The 15,752-nt window shown below is 64.6% G+C and carries 15 protein-coding genes; 13 read left to right on the top strand and 2 right to left on the bottom strand.

Annotation, left to right across the window (positions count from 1 at the left end; all coding sequences use genetic code 11):
- Nucleotides 1–37 precede the first annotated feature (37 nt).
- Nucleotides 38–730: a Bax inhibitor-1/YccA family protein gene (locus ACG02S_RS14525; RefSeq protein WP_394471187.1), complete on the bottom strand. Its 693-nt coding sequence runs from the start codon at nt 728–730 to the stop codon at nt 38–40.
- Between the two features lie 93 nt (nt 731–823).
- Between ACG02S_RS14525 and ACG02S_RS14520 the strand changes: the two genes are divergently transcribed.
- The 6 genes from ACG02S_RS14520 (at nt 824) to ACG02S_RS14495 (ending at nt 7,525) form a co-directional block, all read left to right on the top strand.
- Nucleotides 824–1,225: a GlcG/HbpS family heme-binding protein gene (locus tag ACG02S_RS14520; protein WP_394471547.1), complete on the top strand. Its 402-nt coding sequence runs from the start codon at nt 824–826 to the stop codon at nt 1,223–1,225.
- Between the two features lie 200 nt (nt 1,226–1,425).
- Nucleotides 1,426–2,586 (top strand): glutamine-hydrolyzing carbamoyl-phosphate synthase small subunit, encoded by a 1,161-nt coding sequence (gene carA, locus ACG02S_RS14515; protein ID WP_394471186.1) that lies wholly within the window; start codon nt 1,426–1,428, stop codon nt 2,584–2,586.
- A 1-nt stretch (nt 2,587) separates the two neighbouring features.
- Nucleotides 2,588–3,226: a leucine efflux protein LeuE gene (leuE, locus tag ACG02S_RS14510; protein WP_394471185.1), complete on the top strand. Its 639-nt coding sequence runs from the start codon at nt 2,588–2,590 to the stop codon at nt 3,224–3,226.
- Nucleotides 3,227–3,241: 15 nt separating this feature from the next.
- A complete protein-coding gene (gene carB / locus ACG02S_RS14505) occupies nt 3,242–6,520 on the top strand; it encodes a carbamoyl-phosphate synthase large subunit (RefSeq protein WP_394471184.1) in 3,279 nt (1,092 codons plus the stop codon).
- 85 nt (nt 6,521–6,605) lie between these two features.
- Nucleotides 6,606–7,082, top strand: coding sequence for a transcription elongation factor GreA (greA, locus tag ACG02S_RS14500; RefSeq protein WP_394471183.1), 477 nt, complete (start codon nt 6,606–6,608; stop codon nt 7,080–7,082).
- Nucleotides 7,082–7,525 (top strand): DUF4149 domain-containing protein, encoded by a 444-nt coding sequence (locus tag ACG02S_RS14495; RefSeq protein ID WP_394471182.1) that lies wholly within the window; start codon nt 7,082–7,084, stop codon nt 7,523–7,525. Before greA ends, ACG02S_RS14495 begins: the two co-directional genes overlap by 1 nt.
- Here ACG02S_RS14495 and ACG02S_RS14490 read toward each other — a convergent pair.
- Nucleotides 7,503–7,982, bottom strand: coding sequence for a YhbY family RNA-binding protein (locus ACG02S_RS14490; RefSeq protein WP_394471181.1), 480 nt, complete (start codon nt 7,980–7,982; stop codon nt 7,503–7,505). The genes ACG02S_RS14495 and ACG02S_RS14490 overlap by 23 nt on opposite strands.
- Before the next feature lie 20 nt (nt 7,983–8,002).
- Here ACG02S_RS14490 and ACG02S_RS14485 point away from each other — a divergent pair, with 20 nt between their 5' ends.
- The 7 genes from ACG02S_RS14485 to pstS all read left to right on the top strand — a co-directional run bounded on the left by ACG02S_RS14485 (nt 8,003) and on the right by pstS (nt 15,607).
- Entirely contained in the window at nt 8,003–8,677 is a 675-nt protein-coding gene (locus ACG02S_RS14485; protein ID WP_394471180.1) for an RlmE family RNA methyltransferase, read from the top strand.
- Between the two features lie 102 nt (nt 8,678–8,779).
- Nucleotides 8,780–10,687: an ATP-dependent zinc metalloprotease FtsH gene (gene ftsH, locus ACG02S_RS14480; RefSeq protein ID WP_394471178.1), complete on the top strand. Its 1,908-nt coding sequence runs from the start codon at nt 8,780–8,782 to the stop codon at nt 10,685–10,687.
- Nucleotides 10,688–11,145: 458 nt separating this feature from the next.
- Nucleotides 11,146–11,517, top strand: a complete 372-nt coding sequence (locus ACG02S_RS14475; protein ID WP_394471177.1) for a hypothetical protein — start codon at nt 11,146–11,148, stop codon at nt 11,515–11,517.
- Entirely contained in the window at nt 11,505–12,056 is a 552-nt protein-coding gene (locus ACG02S_RS14470; protein ID WP_394471176.1) for a group II intron maturase-specific domain-containing protein, read from the top strand. The genes ACG02S_RS14475 and ACG02S_RS14470 overlap by 13 nt, the downstream gene beginning before the upstream one ends.
- A gap of 79 nt (nt 12,057–12,135) precedes the next feature.
- Nucleotides 12,136–12,978: a dihydropteroate synthase gene (gene folP, locus ACG02S_RS14465; RefSeq protein WP_394471175.1), complete on the top strand. Its 843-nt coding sequence runs from the start codon at nt 12,136–12,138 to the stop codon at nt 12,976–12,978.
- A 15-nt stretch (nt 12,979–12,993) separates the two neighbouring features.
- Entirely contained in the window at nt 12,994–14,325 is a 1,332-nt protein-coding gene (gene glmM / locus ACG02S_RS14460; RefSeq protein WP_394471174.1) for a phosphoglucosamine mutase, read from the top strand.
- A gap of 241 nt (nt 14,326–14,566) precedes the next feature.
- Complete coding sequence (gene pstS, locus ACG02S_RS14455; RefSeq protein ID WP_394471173.1) at nt 14,567–15,607, top strand: phosphate ABC transporter substrate-binding protein PstS; 1,041 nt, start codon at nt 14,567–14,569, stop codon at nt 15,605–15,607.
- Nucleotides 15,608–15,752 lie beyond the last annotated feature (145 nt).

Genomic DNA, 15,752 nt, shown 5'->3' with positions numbered 1-15,752 from the left:
AGGGGTGGGGCAGGCGCAAAGCGCCTGCGGGGGGCAATCAGTCGCGCTCGCCGCCGAAGATGCCCAGCAGCGACAGCAGGCTCTGGAACACGTTGTAGATGTCCAGGTAGATGGCCAGCGTGGCGCTGATGTAGTTGGTCTCGCCGCCGTCCAGAACGCGCTTGATGTCGTACAGCATGAACGCCGAGAACACGCCCAGCATCAGCACCAGCACGGTCAGCATCAGCGCCGACGACTGCAGAAAGATGTTGGCGATGCCCGCCACCATCAGGATGATGGCGCCGACGAACAGAAACTTGCCCATGCCGGACAGGTCGCGCTTGATGACGGTGGCCAAGCTGGCCATGGCGAAGAAGATGGCCGCGGTGCCGCCGAAGGCCGTCATGACCAGGCTGGCACCATTGCGGTAACCCAGTACCTGCGCCACCAGTCGCGACAGCATCAGGCCCATGAAGAACGTGAAGCCCAGCAGGGCCACTACCCCCATGCTGCTGTTCTTTGTCTTCTCGATGACGAACATCAGTCCGAAGGCGCCGATGAAGAACACCAGCGTGCTCATGCCGAAGCCCATCGTGGCCATGAAGCCGGTGGACACGCCGATCCACGCGCCCAGCACGGTCGGCACCAGTGACAGGGCCAGCAGCCAGTAGGTGTTGCGCAACACGCGCTGACGGTCGGCAGCGAGGCCCGGGGCGGCATAGCCGTATTGGGTGTGCAGGCTGTCGTTCATGATGTCTACCTCCGAAGGACCAATGAATACCGGACCGATTCTAGGTGCGTCCCACACAGCTACATTGAGGCCTGTCACTTGAAACTCAAGATCATGAAGCAGCAACCCCAACTCGAACTCTCCGACGTCAAGCGCATGGCTGCCGCAGCCGAGGCCCATGCCGTGCAAAAGGGCTGGGCGGTGTCTATCGCCATCGTCGACGCCGGCGGCCATCTTCTGTGGCTGCAGCGCCTGGACGGCGCTGCGCCCATCTCGGCGCAGATCGCTCCGGCCAAGGCCCACACCTCGGCTCTGGGCAAGCGCGAAAGCAAGATCTACGAGGACTTGATCAATCAGGGTCGCATGTCTTTCCTCAGCGCCCCGGGTCTGCAGGGCCTGCTGGAGGGCGGCGTGCCCATCCTGGTCGATGGTCAGGTGGTCGGTGCCGTCGGTGTGAGTGGCGTCAAGTCCAGCGAAGACGTCGAAATTGCCAAGGCCGGCATCGCGGCACTTTGAGACGTCGCGAGTCGGTCACGAAGCCTCCGTACTAACCCGCGTCGGCTATACTCGATGGGTTTACCTGAACCCTGCGCTGCCCGGCGGAAACCTGTAAGGTTTCTAGAAAACCTACCCCTCGGTTTCAACAAGTTGGTCCGTTCCTGAATCCCCTCAGGTGGACCAATGCCGGGCACGCGAACCACTTGCGGAGACCCTTTGTGCTGACCGACCTGCTCCATCCCCCTCAAGCAATCCTGGCTCTGGCGGATGGGACGGTGTTCCGAGGCCAGTCCGTCGGCGCGACCGGCCAGACGGTCGGCGAAGTGGTGTTCAACACGTCACTGTCCGGCTATCAGGAGATCCTGACCGACCCCAGCTATTGCAAGCAGATTGTCACGCTGACGTATCCGCATATCGGCAGCTACGGTATCAGTGACGAAGACGTCGAAGCGTCCAAGATTTTTGCCGCCGGTCTGGTCATCAAAGACCTGCCGATCCGCGCGTCCAACTTCCGCGCCGGCAAGACGCTGGACGCTTACCTGCGTGAGCAGGGAACGGTAGCCATCGCCGGGCTCGACACGCGCCGCCTGACGCGTGTGCTGCGCACCCGGGGTGCCCAAAACGGCTGCATCCTCGCGCTGCCCACCGGTCAGACGCTGACGCAGGCGGACATTGACGAAGCCGTTGCGCAAGCGAAGGCCGCGCCGTCGATGGCGGGGCTGGACCTTGCGAAGGTCGTCAGCCGCACCGAGAACGAAGTCTGGACGCAGACCGAGTGGCAACTCGGCAGTGGCTACGGCACGCAAAGCGCCCCCAAGTTCCACGTCGTCGCGTACGACTTCGGCGTCAAGAGCAACATCCTGCGCATGCTGTCATCGAGAGGCTGCAAGGTCACCGTCGTGCCCGCGCAGACGCCTGCCAGCGCCGTGTTCGACCTGGAGCCGGACGGCATCTTCCTGTCCAACGGCCCGGGCGACCCTGAGCCTTGCGACTACGCCATCCAGGCCACCGCCCAGCTGATCGAGTCCGGTATCCCCGTATTCGGCATCTGCCTGGGTCACCAAATCCTGGCGCTGGCTAGCGGAGCGAAGACCTTCAAGATGAAGTTCGGCCACCATGGCGCCAATCACCCCGTCAAGGACCTGGACAGCGGCCGCGTCGGCATCACCAGCCAGAACCACGGCTTCGCGGTCGACGCCGAGACGCTGCCGGTCAACCTGCGCGCCACGCACATCAGCCTGTTCGATGGCACGCTGCAAGGCATTGCCCGTACCGACAAGCCGGCCTTCAGCTTCCAGGGGCACCCTGAAGCCAGCCCCGGCCCGCACGACATCGCCTATCTGTTTGACCGCTTCATCGGCCTGATGAACAAGGCCTGACATGTTCGGCATCACCGACATCGGTACCTACCTGGCGGCAGCGATCTTCATCATCCTGCTGCCGGGGCCGAACTCGCTGTATGTGCTGTCCGTCGCCGCCCAGCGCGGTGTGCGTTCGGGCTACGTGGCGGCGTGCGGCGTGTTCGTCGGCGACACGGTGCTGATTACGGCGGCCGCTGCCGGCGGCGCGTCCCTGCTGATGGCCAGCCCGCAGATCTTCTTTGTCGTGAAGATGGCCGGCGCGGTTTACCTTGGCTGGCTCGGCATCCAGCTGCTGCGCGGCGGCGTGAAGAGTTGGCGCGCTGAGGCGCACGTGGAGGCACCGCGCGCCGTGGATGCCGGCCAGCCATTCAAGAAAGCACTGGTCGTCAGCCTGCTGAACCCCAAGGCCATCGCCTTCCTGTTGTCGTTCTTTATCCAGTTCGTCGATCCGGCCTACCCGCATCCCGCGCTGACCTTTTTGATCCTTGGCGCCATCATTCAGGTGCTCAGCTTCATCTATCTCTCGACGCTGATCTTTGCCGGAGCCCGCCTTGCGGCCGCCTTTCGTGCGCGGCGTCGACTCTCTGGCGCGGCCAATGCCGGCGTCGGTGCACTTTTCGTTGGGTTCGGGGCCAAGCTGGCCACGACCACGCTCTAAGCAGACTCGCAAGCCATGCCAAAACGTACTGACCTCAAGACCATCCTCATCATCGGCGCGGGCCCGATCATCATTGGCCAGGCTTGCGAGTTCGACTACTCCGGCGCCCAGGCCTGCAAGGCACTGCGCGAGGAGGGCTACAAGGTCGTCCTCGTCAACAGCAACCCGGCGACCATCATGACGGACCCGGACACGGCGGACGTCACCTACATCGAACCCATCACCTGGCAGGTTGTCGAGAAGATCATCGCCAAGGAGCGCCCGGACGCGGTGCTGCCGACGATGGGCGGCCAGACCGCGCTGAACTGCGCGCTGGACCTGCACAAGCACGGCGTGCTGGCCAAGTACAACGTCGAGATGATCGGGGCCAACGAGCACGCCATCGAGAAGGCCGAAGACCGCCTGAAGTTCAAGGACGCGATGACCAAGATTGGCTTGGGCTCGGCCCGGTCAGGCATCGCACACTCGATGGAAGAGGCGCTGGCGGTGCAGAAGCGCATCCAGGCCGAGATCGGTGGCAGCGGGTTCCCGATGGTCATCCGTCCCAGCTTCACGCTGGGCGGCTCCGGTGGAGGTATCGCCTACAACCCGGAAGAGTTCGAGACCATTTGCAAGCGCGGGCTGGACCTGTCGCCGACCAACGAACTGCTCATCGAAGAGAGCCTGATCGGCTGGAAGGAGTACGAGATGGAGGTCGTCCGCGACAAGGCGGACAACTGCATCATCGTGTGCTCCATCGAGAACCTGGATCCGATGGGCATCCACACGGGTGACTCCATCACCGTAGCGCCCAGCCAGACGCTGTCGGACAAGGAATACCAGCTGCTGCGTAACGCCAGCATTGCCATCCTGCGCGAGATCGGCGTGGACACCGGCGGCTCCAACGTGCAGTTCTCGATCAACCCGAAGGACGGTCGCATGGTCGTCATCGAGATGAACCCGCGCGTGTCGCGGTCATCCGCCTTGGCATCGAAGGCGACCGGCTTCCCCATCGCCAAGATCGCCGCCAAGCTGGCCGTGGGCTACACGTTGGACGAGCTGAAGAACGACATCACCGGCGGCGTCACGCCGGCGTCCTTCGAGCCCAGCATCGACTACGTCGTCACCAAGATCCCGCGCTTCGCGTTCGAGAAGTTCCCGATGGCGGACTCGCGCCTGACGACGCAGATGAAGTCGGTCGGTGAAGTGATGGCCATGGGCCGCACCTTCCAGGAATCGTTTCAGAAAGCGCTCCGCGGACTGGAAACCGGCATCGACGGCCTGACCGAGCGCTCGACCGACCGTGAGGACATCGTTCAGGAGATTGGCGAGGCCGGCCCCGAGCGAATCCTTTACCTGGCGGACGCCTTCCGCATCGGCATGACGCTGGATGAGATCTACGAAGAGACCGCGGTGGACCCGTGGTTCCTTGCGCAGATCGAGCAGTTGGTGCAGATCGAGGGCGAGATCAAGGGTCGCGCCGTCGAGTCCATTTCCGAAGCCGAGCTGCGCTTGCTGAAGAGCAAGGGCTTCTCTGACAAGCGGCTGGCCAAGCTGCTGGGCACCAACCAGCACGCCGTGCGTGAGCGCCGCGTCGCGCTGAACGTGCGCCCGGTCTACAAGCGCGTGGACACCTGCGCCGCGGAGTTTGCAACGCAGACGGCCTATATGTACTCCACGTACGAAGGTGCTGATGCCGAGTGCGAAGCCAACCCTACCGACAAGAAGAAGATCATGGTGCTGGGCGGCGGTCCGAACCGCATCGGCCAGGGCATCGAGTTTGACTACTGCTGCGTGCACGCCGCGCTCGCCATGCGCGAGGACGGCTACGAGACGCTGATGGTCAACTGCAACCCTGAGACGGTGTCGACCGACTACGACACGTCCGACCGCCTGTACTTCGAGCCGGTCACGCTGGAAGACGTGCTGGAGATCGTCGACAAGGAAAAGCCGGTCGGCGTCATCGTGCAGTACGGCGGCCAGACGCCGCTGAAGCTGGCGCTGGACCTGGAGCGTGCCGGCGTGCCCATCATCGGCACGACCCCCGATTCCATCGACATCGCCGAGGACCGCGAGCGCTTCCAGAAGCTGCTGCACGAGCTGGGCCTGAAGCAGCCGCCGAACCGCACCGCGCGCACCGAGGACCAGGCGGTGACGCTGGCCAACGAGATCGGCTATCCGCTGGTCGTGCGCCCCAGCTATGTGCTGGGCGGCCGCGCGATGGAAATCGTGCATGGCGACAAGGACTTGGAGCGCTACATGCGCGAAGCTGTGCGCGTCAGCGAGAAGTCACCGGTGCTGCTGGACCACTTCCTGCAGGACGCAGTCGAGGTCGACGTGGACTGCATCGCTGACACGTCCGGCGACGTGATGATCGGCGGCATCATGGAGCACATCGAGGCGGCTGGCATCCACTCGGGCGACTCAGCCTGCTCGCTGCCGCCCTACACGTTGGCGGCCGACGTGCAGGATGAGCTGCGTCGTCAAACCGCTGCCATGGCCAAGGCGCTGAAGGTCGTCGGCCTGATGAACGTGCAGTTCGCCATCCAGGGCGATGTCGCCAAGGGGCTGGAGCACTGCACGATCTATGTGCTGGAAGTGAACCCGCGTGCGTCGCGCACCGTGCCATACGTGTCCAAGGCCACCGGCCAGCAGCTTGCCAAGATCGCAGCCCGCTGCATGGCGGGCCAGCAGCTGAAGGACCAGCGCGATCGCAAAGGCCGCGTGCCCGCTGAGGTGATCCCCCCGTACTTCAGCGTCAAAGAGGCTGTATTCCCCTTCAACAAGTTCCCGGGCGTGGACCCCATTCTTAGCCCGGAAATGCGTTCGACCGGTGAGGTGATGGGTGCTGCGCGCACCTTCGGCGAGGCGATGCTGAAGAGCCAGATCGGCGCCGGCTCGCGCCTGCCGCGCCAGGGCAATGTGCTGATCACCGTGAAGAACAACGACAAGGCCCGGGCCGTCGCCATCGCCAAGGATCTGCACGCGTTGGGGTTCGGCATCGTCGCCACCAAAGGCACGGCTGCGGCCATCACGGAAGCCGGTGTGCCGGTCAAGCTGATCAACAAGATCAAGGATGGCCGCCCGCACATCGTCGATGCGCTCAAGGGCGGCGACATTCAGCTGGTGTTCACGACGGTGGACGAGACCCGCACGGCCATCGCTGACAGCCGATACATCCGCCAGGCCGCGCTGGCCAACCGCGTCACCTACTACACGACCATGGCAGGCTGCGAAGCGGCCGTGGAGGGCATGAAGCACCAGGACGGCCTGCTCGTGCAATCCCTGCAAGAGTTGCACGCCGAACTCGCCTAAACTTCGTTCTCACTGATTCCGCCGCCGCCGTCCGGGCCACCCGGATCGCAGCGGCGGTCTCTTTTTTGCTGACCCAGATAGAGTTATGAGCACCATTCCCCTGACCAAGCGCGGCGCCGAAGCGCTGAAGGACGAGCTGCACCGCCTGAAGACCGTGGAGCGTCCTGCCGTCATCCTGGCGATTGCCGAGGCGCGGGCCCAGGGCGACCTGAGCGAGAACGCCGAGTACGACGCGGCCAAGGACAAGCAGGGCTTCATCGAAGGCCGCATCTTGGAGGTGGAAGGCAAGTTGTCGGTCGCGCAGATCATCGACCCGGCCACGCTGGATGCCGGCGGCCGCGTGGTCTTCGGTGCCACGGTGGATCTGGAAGACGAGGACAGCGGAAACGCTGTCACTTACCAGATCACCGGCGACGACGAGGCCGACATCAAGCTGGGCCGCATCTCGATCGGCTCGCCCATCGCGCGTGCGCTGATCGGCAAGGAAGCCGGCGACACGGCCGAGGTGCAGGCGCCCGGCGGCGTGCGCCGCTACGAGATCATCAAGGTCCGCTACGAGTGATGCTCGCGAGGCTGCAAGCGCTGCTGGCCGCCCTGTGGGGCGGCCTTTTGCTGTGCATCGCGTTCGTGGCAACACCCAGCGCGTTCGCGGTGCTGGAGCGCGCACAGGCCGGCGCATATGTGGCGCGTGTGTTCGCGCTGGAGGCACAGATCAGTCTGGCGCTGGGGCTGGTGTTGGTGTTGATCGAGCGTCGCTTGACGCGCGACACGTCGGAAGCGGGCGGCGCGAGTGAGGCCTTCTCCGCGCGTTTGATGCTGCCGCTCGTTGCGATCTTCTGCACCGTTGCCGGCTACTACGGGCTGCAGCCAATGATGGCCGATGCGAAGGCCGGCACCGGAGTGGCGTCGTTCGCGGCGCTGCATGGCGCCTCGCTGGCGTTCTTCGGCGTGAAGGGCCTGGTCGTGCTGGCCCTGGCCTGGGTCACTCAGCGGCGCGCTTCTTGACGCTGGTGTTGACGGCGCGCTTCTTGACGCGCTTGATTTCGCCGCCCTGAGTCACGCGCTCATTGCCCATGACCTTGACCTTGTTGATCTGCGGCCGGCCATTGCCGCTTTTGGAGAACTTGACGATCTTGACGACGCGCGGTCCGGGCATGGCGTGTTCGCGCTCGGCCTTGGGCTTCTCTGGCAGGGGCCGCCACAGCACCAGCAGCTTGCCGATGTGTTGGATGGGCGCGGCGTTCAGCTCATCGCACAGCTGCGCGAACATCGCTTCGCGCGCCTCGCGGTCGTCTCCCAGCACCCGGACCTTGATGAGGCCGTGAGAGTTCAGCGCGGCGTCGGTTTCCTTTACGACGGCCGGCGTCAGGCCGTCACCGCCGATCATCACGACCGGATCGAGGTGATGGGCATCGGCGCGCTTGTCCTTGCGCTGGGCGGGGGTCAAGATGATTTGAGGCATCACCGTATTATCCCGTAGGCATGAAAACTCAGACGAAAAGCAAGAAGCTGAACAAGGCGTGGTTGAACAACCATGTCAGCGATCCTTATGTTCAACAGGCGCAGAAGGACGGTTATCGCTCGCGTGCAGCCTACAAGCTCAAGGAAATCGATGAGGAGCTCAAGCTGATTCGTCCGGGGCAGGTCGTCGTGGACTTGGGTGCCACGCCTGGTGCGTGGAGCCAGTATCTTCGCCGGCGCTTCGCGCCCACGGAAGCAGGGCGGGGTGGGGCGGCGGTCGGCCAACTCAATGGCACCATCATTGCGCTGGACCTGCTTGAGTTCGAGCCCATCGAGGGCGTCCAGTTCATCCAGGGCGATTTCCAGGACGCGCAGGTTTATGCGCAGCTGGAGGCTGCGCTGGCCGGTAAGCCGGTGGATGTGGTCGTGTCCGACATGGCGCCCAACATGTCCGGCATCGGGTCTACCGACGCCGCGCGCATATCAGCATTGGTCGAACTGGCGGTGGATTTTGCTGGCCAGCACCTTAAGCCTGACGGGGCGCTGGTCGCCAAGGTGTTCCATGGCAGCGGATACAACGAGCTCGTCGCTTTGTTCCGGGATCGGTTCAAGACAGTCAAGGCGTTGAAGCCCAAGGCCTCGCGCATCCGGTCTTCAGAGAATTTTCTGGTCGGTATCGGTTTGAAACCTCGCTAAATCGGGTGCTTTGCAGGGGCAAGCCCTTGCAGCGCCTAAAATCGGCCCCACTGTCCCAGAGCCAGAGAGTGGCAATGGGTCAAGAAGGGCCAAGGAGTCGCAGTGAACAATCAGTGGTTTTCGAAGTTCGCCGTCTGGATCGTGATCGCCCTCGTGCTGTTCACGGTCGTCAAGCAGTTCGGCGGTGCGACAGCACCGGGCAACCAGATCGGTTACTCAGAGTTTCTCGATGAGGTGCAGGCGCACCGCATCAAACAGGTCACGCTGACCGAAGGCGGCGCCAGCGGCGCCGAGATCGTGGCGGAGACCACCGACGGCAAAAAGCTGCGCGTCACGGCCACTTACTTGGACCGTGGTCTCATCGGCGACCTTCGCAACAACAACGTCAAGTTCGACGTGAAGCCGCGCGAGGAGCAGAGCTTCCTGATCAGCATGCTGATCAACTGGACGCCGATGCTGCTGCTGATTGGCGTGTGGGTGTATTTCATGCGCCAGATGCAGGGTGGTGGCAAGGGCGGGGCGTTCAGCTTCGGCAAGTCCAAGGCCCGGATGCTGGACGAGAACAACAACAACATCACCTTTGCCGATGTGGCCGGATGCGACGAGGCGAAGGAAGAGGTGAAGGAGCTCGTGGACTTCCTGAAGGACCCGCAGAAGTTCCAGAAGCTCGGTGGCCGCATCCCGCGCGGCGTGTTGATGGTGGGCCCCCCGGGTACCGGCAAGACGCTGCTGGCCAAGTCCATCGCCGGCGAAGCCAAGGTGCCGTTCTTCACGATCTCGGGTTCTGATTTCGTCGAGATGTTCGTCGGCGTGGGTGCTGCCCGCGTGCGCGACATGTTCGAGCAGGCCAAGAAGAGCGCGCCCTGCATCATCTTCATCGATGAAATCGACGCCGTGGGCCGCCACCGTGGCGCCGGTCTGGGCGGTGGCAACGACGAGCGCGAGCAGACGCTGAACCAGATGCTGGTCGAGATGGACGGCTTCGACACCAACCTCGGCGTCATCGTCATCGCAGCCACCAACCGTCCCGACATCCTGGACCCGGCCTTGCTGCGTCCCGGCCGCTTCGACCGCCAGGTCTACGTGACGTTGCCGGACATCCGCGGTCGCGAGCAGATCCTGAACGTGCACATGCGCAAGGTGCCCATCGGGCAGGACGTCAACGCGTCCATCCTGGCCCGCGGCACGCCCGGCATGAGCGGTGCCGACCTGGCCAACCTCGTCAACGAGGCGGCACTGTTCGCGGCGCGCCGCGGTGGCCGCTTGGTCGAGATGATCGACTTCGAACGCGCCAAGGACAAGCTCTACATGGGCCCCGAGCGCAAGAGCATGGTCATGACCGAGGACGAGAAGAGGGCCACGGCCTACCACGAGTCGGGCCACGCCATCGTTGCCGAGATGCTGGAAGGCACCGACCCCGTCCACAAGGTCACGATCATGCCGCGCGGCCGCGCGCTGGGCGTGACCTGGCAACTGCCCGAGCGCGACCAGTACAGCAAGTACTACAAGCAGATGCTCAACGAAGTCAGCATCCTGTTTGGTGGCCGCGTGGCGGAGGAGCTGTTCCTGAAGGACATTTCCACCGGTGCGTCCAACGACTACGAGCGCGCCACACGCATCGCTCGCGATATGGTCACGCGCTACGGTATGAGCGAGGTGCTGGGCCCGATGGTGTATGCCGAGAACGAGGGCGAGGTCTTCCTCGGCCGCAGCATGACCAAGACGGCCAACATCAGCGAGAGCACGCAGCAGAAGGTGGATGCGGAGATGCGCCGCATCCTCGACGAGCAGTACGCCCTCGCCAAGCGCATCCTGGAAGAGAACCGCGACAAGGTCGAAGTGATGACCGACGCGCTGATGAAGTGGGAAACCATCGACCGGGACCAGGTGCTGGACATCATGGCCGGCCGCCCGCCCCGTGCGCCGGACGACAAGCCGACGCCCAGCGGTGGCCCCTCCGGTGGTGGCACCCCCCCTGTCAGTACCGACGGTGCGCCGGCCGCAGCCTGATCCAGATCGCACCACCGGGCCCGGCTTGCAGCCGGGCCTTTTCGTTGTGCGCCCTGCAGGGCGCACCTACTCGGAGGTGAAAGTCCTCTACCAGCCCGGCAAGGGGAATGGTTAGCCAATGGCAAGGGCTCCGCGGGCGACTGCGGGTCTGAAGGAGGCCGGATGGCAAAGCGCTGGCCTGACGAACAGGAAGCGGATACGAGGCGATGCACTGCGGGTGAGGTGTCGAAGATCACTAAAGCCCGGTACTTGCACAGAGCGGTGCGTCGTGGATCCGACAGGCATAAGCGTGAAGGTGGGTGCGCAATACCCGGGGAGATCTGAGCGAGTGCCCGAAGGGGCTACCGGCGTCGAGAGGCGACGGGATGCGCGCTGAGAGGTCAGCAGAAGCCATAGTAGGTGCCGGTACGGACCGAAGGGCTGAACGAGTAAGACCGAGAGTAGGACGATCGATCTTGATGTCCATCGATGACGCAGAAGCCGCCGCGAGGCGGGCCGAGCGCGAAGCAACCGGACGGAATCCGGGGAGTGCGCGCGACGGTGCGGAGATGGGCGCAGCGACGAGCGGGCGAACGAAATCGGAGGACCAACGGGTCATGGAGCAGGTGGTCGAACGCAGCAACATGCAAAAGGCGTACAGCCAGGTCATGAAGAACCGCGGGGCACCCGGCGTAGACGGGGTGCGATGCGAAGACCTCAAGGCTTGGCTGCAAAGCCTTTGGCAGCGTGTGAAGGCGGCGCTGCTGGACGGCACGTACCTGCCCGGCGCGGTGACTGCAACATCTATGTGTCGAGCGAGCGAGCGGGACAACGCGTCATGGACGGGGTGACGAAGTTCCTCTGGGAACGACTGAAGCTCACCGTGAACGCGGCCAAGAGCGCGGTGGCCAGGCCCTGGGGACGCAAGTTCCTGGGCTACAGCGTGACCGTGCACAAGGAAACCCGTCTGCGGATCGCGCCAGAAAGTCTTGTACGCCTGCGTGCACGGATCACAGACCTGTGCCTGAGGGGACGCGGACAACGTCTGGAGCGGACCATCGAGCAGCTCCGACCGGTCCTGCGGGGCTGGATGAACTACTTCCAGCACACCCAGGGACGACGGGCGCTCGAAGAGATGGACGCATGGGTGAGGCGTCGACTGCGAGTCATTGCCTGGAGGCAGTGGAAGCGCCCGGCTACACGGGCATCCCGCTTGCGCGCGCTTGGGCTCGACGCGCATCGCGCGTGGAAGTCGAGCGTCAACGGGCGGGGGGCGTGGTGGAATGCCGGAGCAAGACACATGGTGACAGCAATGCCGCCGAAGTACCTTGCCAACATGGGGCTGGTCTCGCTGGTGGACATCCACCGGCAACTCCAGCGTTTTACTTGAACCGCCGGATGCGGAACCGCACGTCCGGTGGTGTGAGAGGGCTGAGGGGGCGACCCCTCACCCTACTCGATCGGACACCATGTACTGGCAGACCCGCCGCTTTCGCATCGATCTGAGCCGCCCGCGCGTGATGGGCATCGTCAACGTGACGCCCGATTCGTTCTCGGACGGGGGCAGTCATGACGATGACCGGCGTGCAATCGCGCATTGCGAACGCCTGCTGGCCGAGGGGGCGGACCTCCTGGACATCGGCGGCGAGTCCACGCGACCCGGTTCACCGCGCGTCGATGCGGACACCGAATGGGCGCGTATCGGCGGCGTACTGGCTGCCGCCGTGAAGCTGGGCGTGCCGATTTCCGTCGACACCTACAAGCCGGAGGTCATGCGCCGTGCGCTGGACGCCGGCGCCGACATCATCAACGACGTGCAGGCGCTGCAGATGCCCGGCGCGTTGGCAGCCGTGGCCGGCAGCGGCGCCGGCGTGTGCCTGATGCACATGCGCGGCGAGCCTGCATCCATGATGGACCTGGCGCTGTATGGCGATGTCGTCGCCGAGGTCGGCGTTTTCCTGGCTCAGCGCGCACAGTCGGCGCAGGCGTCGGGCATTCCGGCCGACTGCATCGCGCTGGACCCCGGCTACGGCTTTGCAAAGAAGGCCGAGCACAACTTGCGTCTGCTGGCGGGTCAGCAGCGGCTGACCGAACTGGGCTACCCGCTGCTGGTGGGCTGGTCGCGCAAGCGCACGCTGGGCGACATCACGGGGCGGCCGGTCGAGGAGCGGCTGCCAGCCAGCCTGTCGGCGGCGCTGCGTGCGGTCAGTGCCGGCGCGAACGTCATTCGTGTGCACGATGTCGCTGCCACCGTGGACGCCTTGAAGGTATGGGCTGCCGTCGACGCGGCGACAATGACGCCCATTGAATAGAAGGGAAGAAGCTCAATGAGCCGCAAGCATTTCGGTACCGACGGCATTCGAGGCACCGTCGGCCAAGCTCCCATCACGCCGGACTTCATGCTGCGCCTGGGCCACGCCGTGGGCCGCGTGCTGCGCAAGTCTGGTCCGCGCCCCACGGTGCTGATCGGCAAGGACACGCGCATCTCGGGCTACATGATCGAATCGGCGCTGGAAGCCGGCTTCGCGTCGGCGGGCGTCAACGTGCTGCTGACTGGCCCGTTGCCGACGCCGGGCGTGGCTTACCTGACCCGGGCGCTGCGCCAGGATCTGGGGGTGGTCATCAGCGCCTCCCACAACCCGTTCCAGGACAACGGCATCAAGTTTTTCTCGGCCAAGGGCGAGAAGCTGCCCGATGCCTGGGAGCTGGCGGTGGAGGCTGCGCTGGAGGAGCCCCCGCAGTGGGTGGACTCCGCCAGCCTGGGTCGGGCCAAGCGGCTGGAAGACGCACGCGGCCGATACATCGAGTTCTGCAAGGCCAGCTTCGGCTCGGATCTGACGCTGAAAGGCCTGAAGATCGTCGTCGACGCCGCCCATGGCGCTGCGTATCACGTGGCGCCGGACGTGTTCCATGAGCTGGGCGCCGAGGTCATCTCCATCGGTTGCAAGCCCGACGGCTTCAACATCAACGCCGGCTTCGGCGCCACGGCGCCGGGTGCGCTGGTCGAGGCCGTCAAGACGCATGGCGCCCACTACGGCATTGCATTGGACGGTGACGCTGACCGCCTGCAACTGGTGGATGCGAACGGCCGTCTCTACAACGGTGACGAGCTGCTGTACGTGATGGTGGCGGACCGCCTGGCCCAGGGCCAGCGCGTGCCGGGCGCCGTCGGCACGCTGATGACCAACATGGCCGTGGAGGTGGCGCTGCGCGGCCGTGACGTGGAGTTCGTGCGCGCCAAGGTCGGTGACCGCTATGTGCTGGAAGAATTGGCTGCGCGCGGCTGGCAGCTGGGGGGCGAGGGGTCCGGCCACCTGCTCGCGCTGGACAAGCACACCACTGGCGACGGCATCGTCAGCGCGCTGCTGGTGTTGCAGGCTGTCTGCCGCAGTGGCCGCAGCATCGCCGAGCAGTTGGCCGGCGTGGACCTGTTCCCGCAAACGCTGATCAACGTGCGGCTCGCCGCTGGGCAGGACTGGGCGAGCAGCCCACGGCTGGCGGCGGAACAGACTGCGGTGGTGGCCGAGCTGGGCGCGCGGGGCCGGGTGCTGATCCGGGCGTCCGGCACCGAGCCATTGCTGCGCATCATGGTGGAAGCCGCCGACGCAGCGCTGGCACAGCGCTGTGCGCAGCGCCTGGTGGACGCCGTCGCCGTCTGAACCTGTTCTTACGCCAGGCAAGGCCGCCTCCGGGCGGTTTTTGTCGTTCCAGGGCCCCCTACCAAGCACATGACAGCCGCGTGACGCTTCATGACCGCGCTGTCATATTTCGTTTTCGGTCTTCACACTCTCAGTCCGACGCGCTCCAATGGCTGGGTGATGCCATCAGGCGTCACGCGGCCGTCACATTGGCTCCCTAGGATGCCGAGCATCGTCAATCAGACAGCGTAAGGTGTTACAGATGAACTTTGTCAAGGCCAGTCAGTCCGTCGTTCTCGTCGCGGGTCTTTTCGGTGCGCAGCTGGCATTCGCCCAGGACGTGACCGGCGCCGGCGCCACCTTCCCGGCACCCATCTACGCCAAGTGGGCCGATGCCTACAACAAGGCCACCGGAGTGCGCATCAACTACCAGTCGGTCGGCTCCGGCGCCGGCATCCGCCAGATCAAGGCCAAGACGGTCGACTTTGGCGCCTCGGACATGCCGCTGAAGGACGAAGAGCTGGCCAAGGACGGGCTGGTGCAGTTTCCCACCGTCATTGGCGGCGTGGTGCCGGTCATCAACGTCAAGGGCATCAACCCCGGCCAGCTGAAGCTGACCGGCCCCGTTCTGGCCGACATCTACCTCGGCAAGATCACCAAGTGGAACGACGCGGCCATCACCGCGCTGAACCCCGGCGTCGCGTTGCCCGACGCCGCCATCGCCCCGGTGGCTCGTGCCGACGGCTCCGGCACCACCTTCATCTTCACGAACTACCTGTCCAAGGTCAGCGAGTCCTGGAAGAGCCAGGTCGGCGAAGGCACGACCGTCAAGTGGCTGGCTGGCACGGCCGGCAAGGGTAACGAAGGCGTCGCTGCCTTCGTGCAGCGTCTGCCCAACTCCATCGGCTACGTTGAGTACGCCTATGTGAAGCAGAACAAGATGAACTTCGTGCAGCTGAAGAACAAGGATGGCCAGTGGGTCAACCCCAGCGACGATGCGTTCAAAGCTGCCGCTGCCGGCGCCGACTGGAACAAGACGTTCTATCAGATCACGACCGACCAGCCGGGCAAGGCCTCATGGCCGCTGACCAACCCGACCTACATCCTGATGTACAAGTCTCAGGACAAGGCGGCCCAGGCATCCGCCGCGCTGAAGTTCTTCGATTGGGCCTTCACCAGTGGCGACAAGATGGCCGACGAGCTGGACTACGTGCCGCTGCCTGCCAGCGTGAAGGATCTGGTCCGCAAGCAGTGGGCCGACCAGATCAAGGACACGGCCGGCAAGCCTGTCGCGTTCAAGTGATTTGAAGGGCGCAAACAGCGGCCGCAAAGCAGGCCCGGCAGCCGCCGGGCTTTGTCTTGCCCGCAGCGCCCGCTCCTGACCTGACCCCCGGAGGTTTCTTGGCTGCCATCCTTCCTGCCGACAGCGCCGGCAATGACCGGAGCGA

The sequence above is a fragment of the Pelomonas dachongensis genome (assembly GCF_043555865.1).
In the GTDB taxonomy this organism is placed as follows: domain Bacteria; phylum Pseudomonadota; class Gammaproteobacteria; order Burkholderiales; family Burkholderiaceae_C; genus Pelomonas; species Pelomonas dachongensis.
Note: the sequence above shows the minus strand (reverse complement) of the source record. Positions and strands in the feature narration are given on the sequence as shown.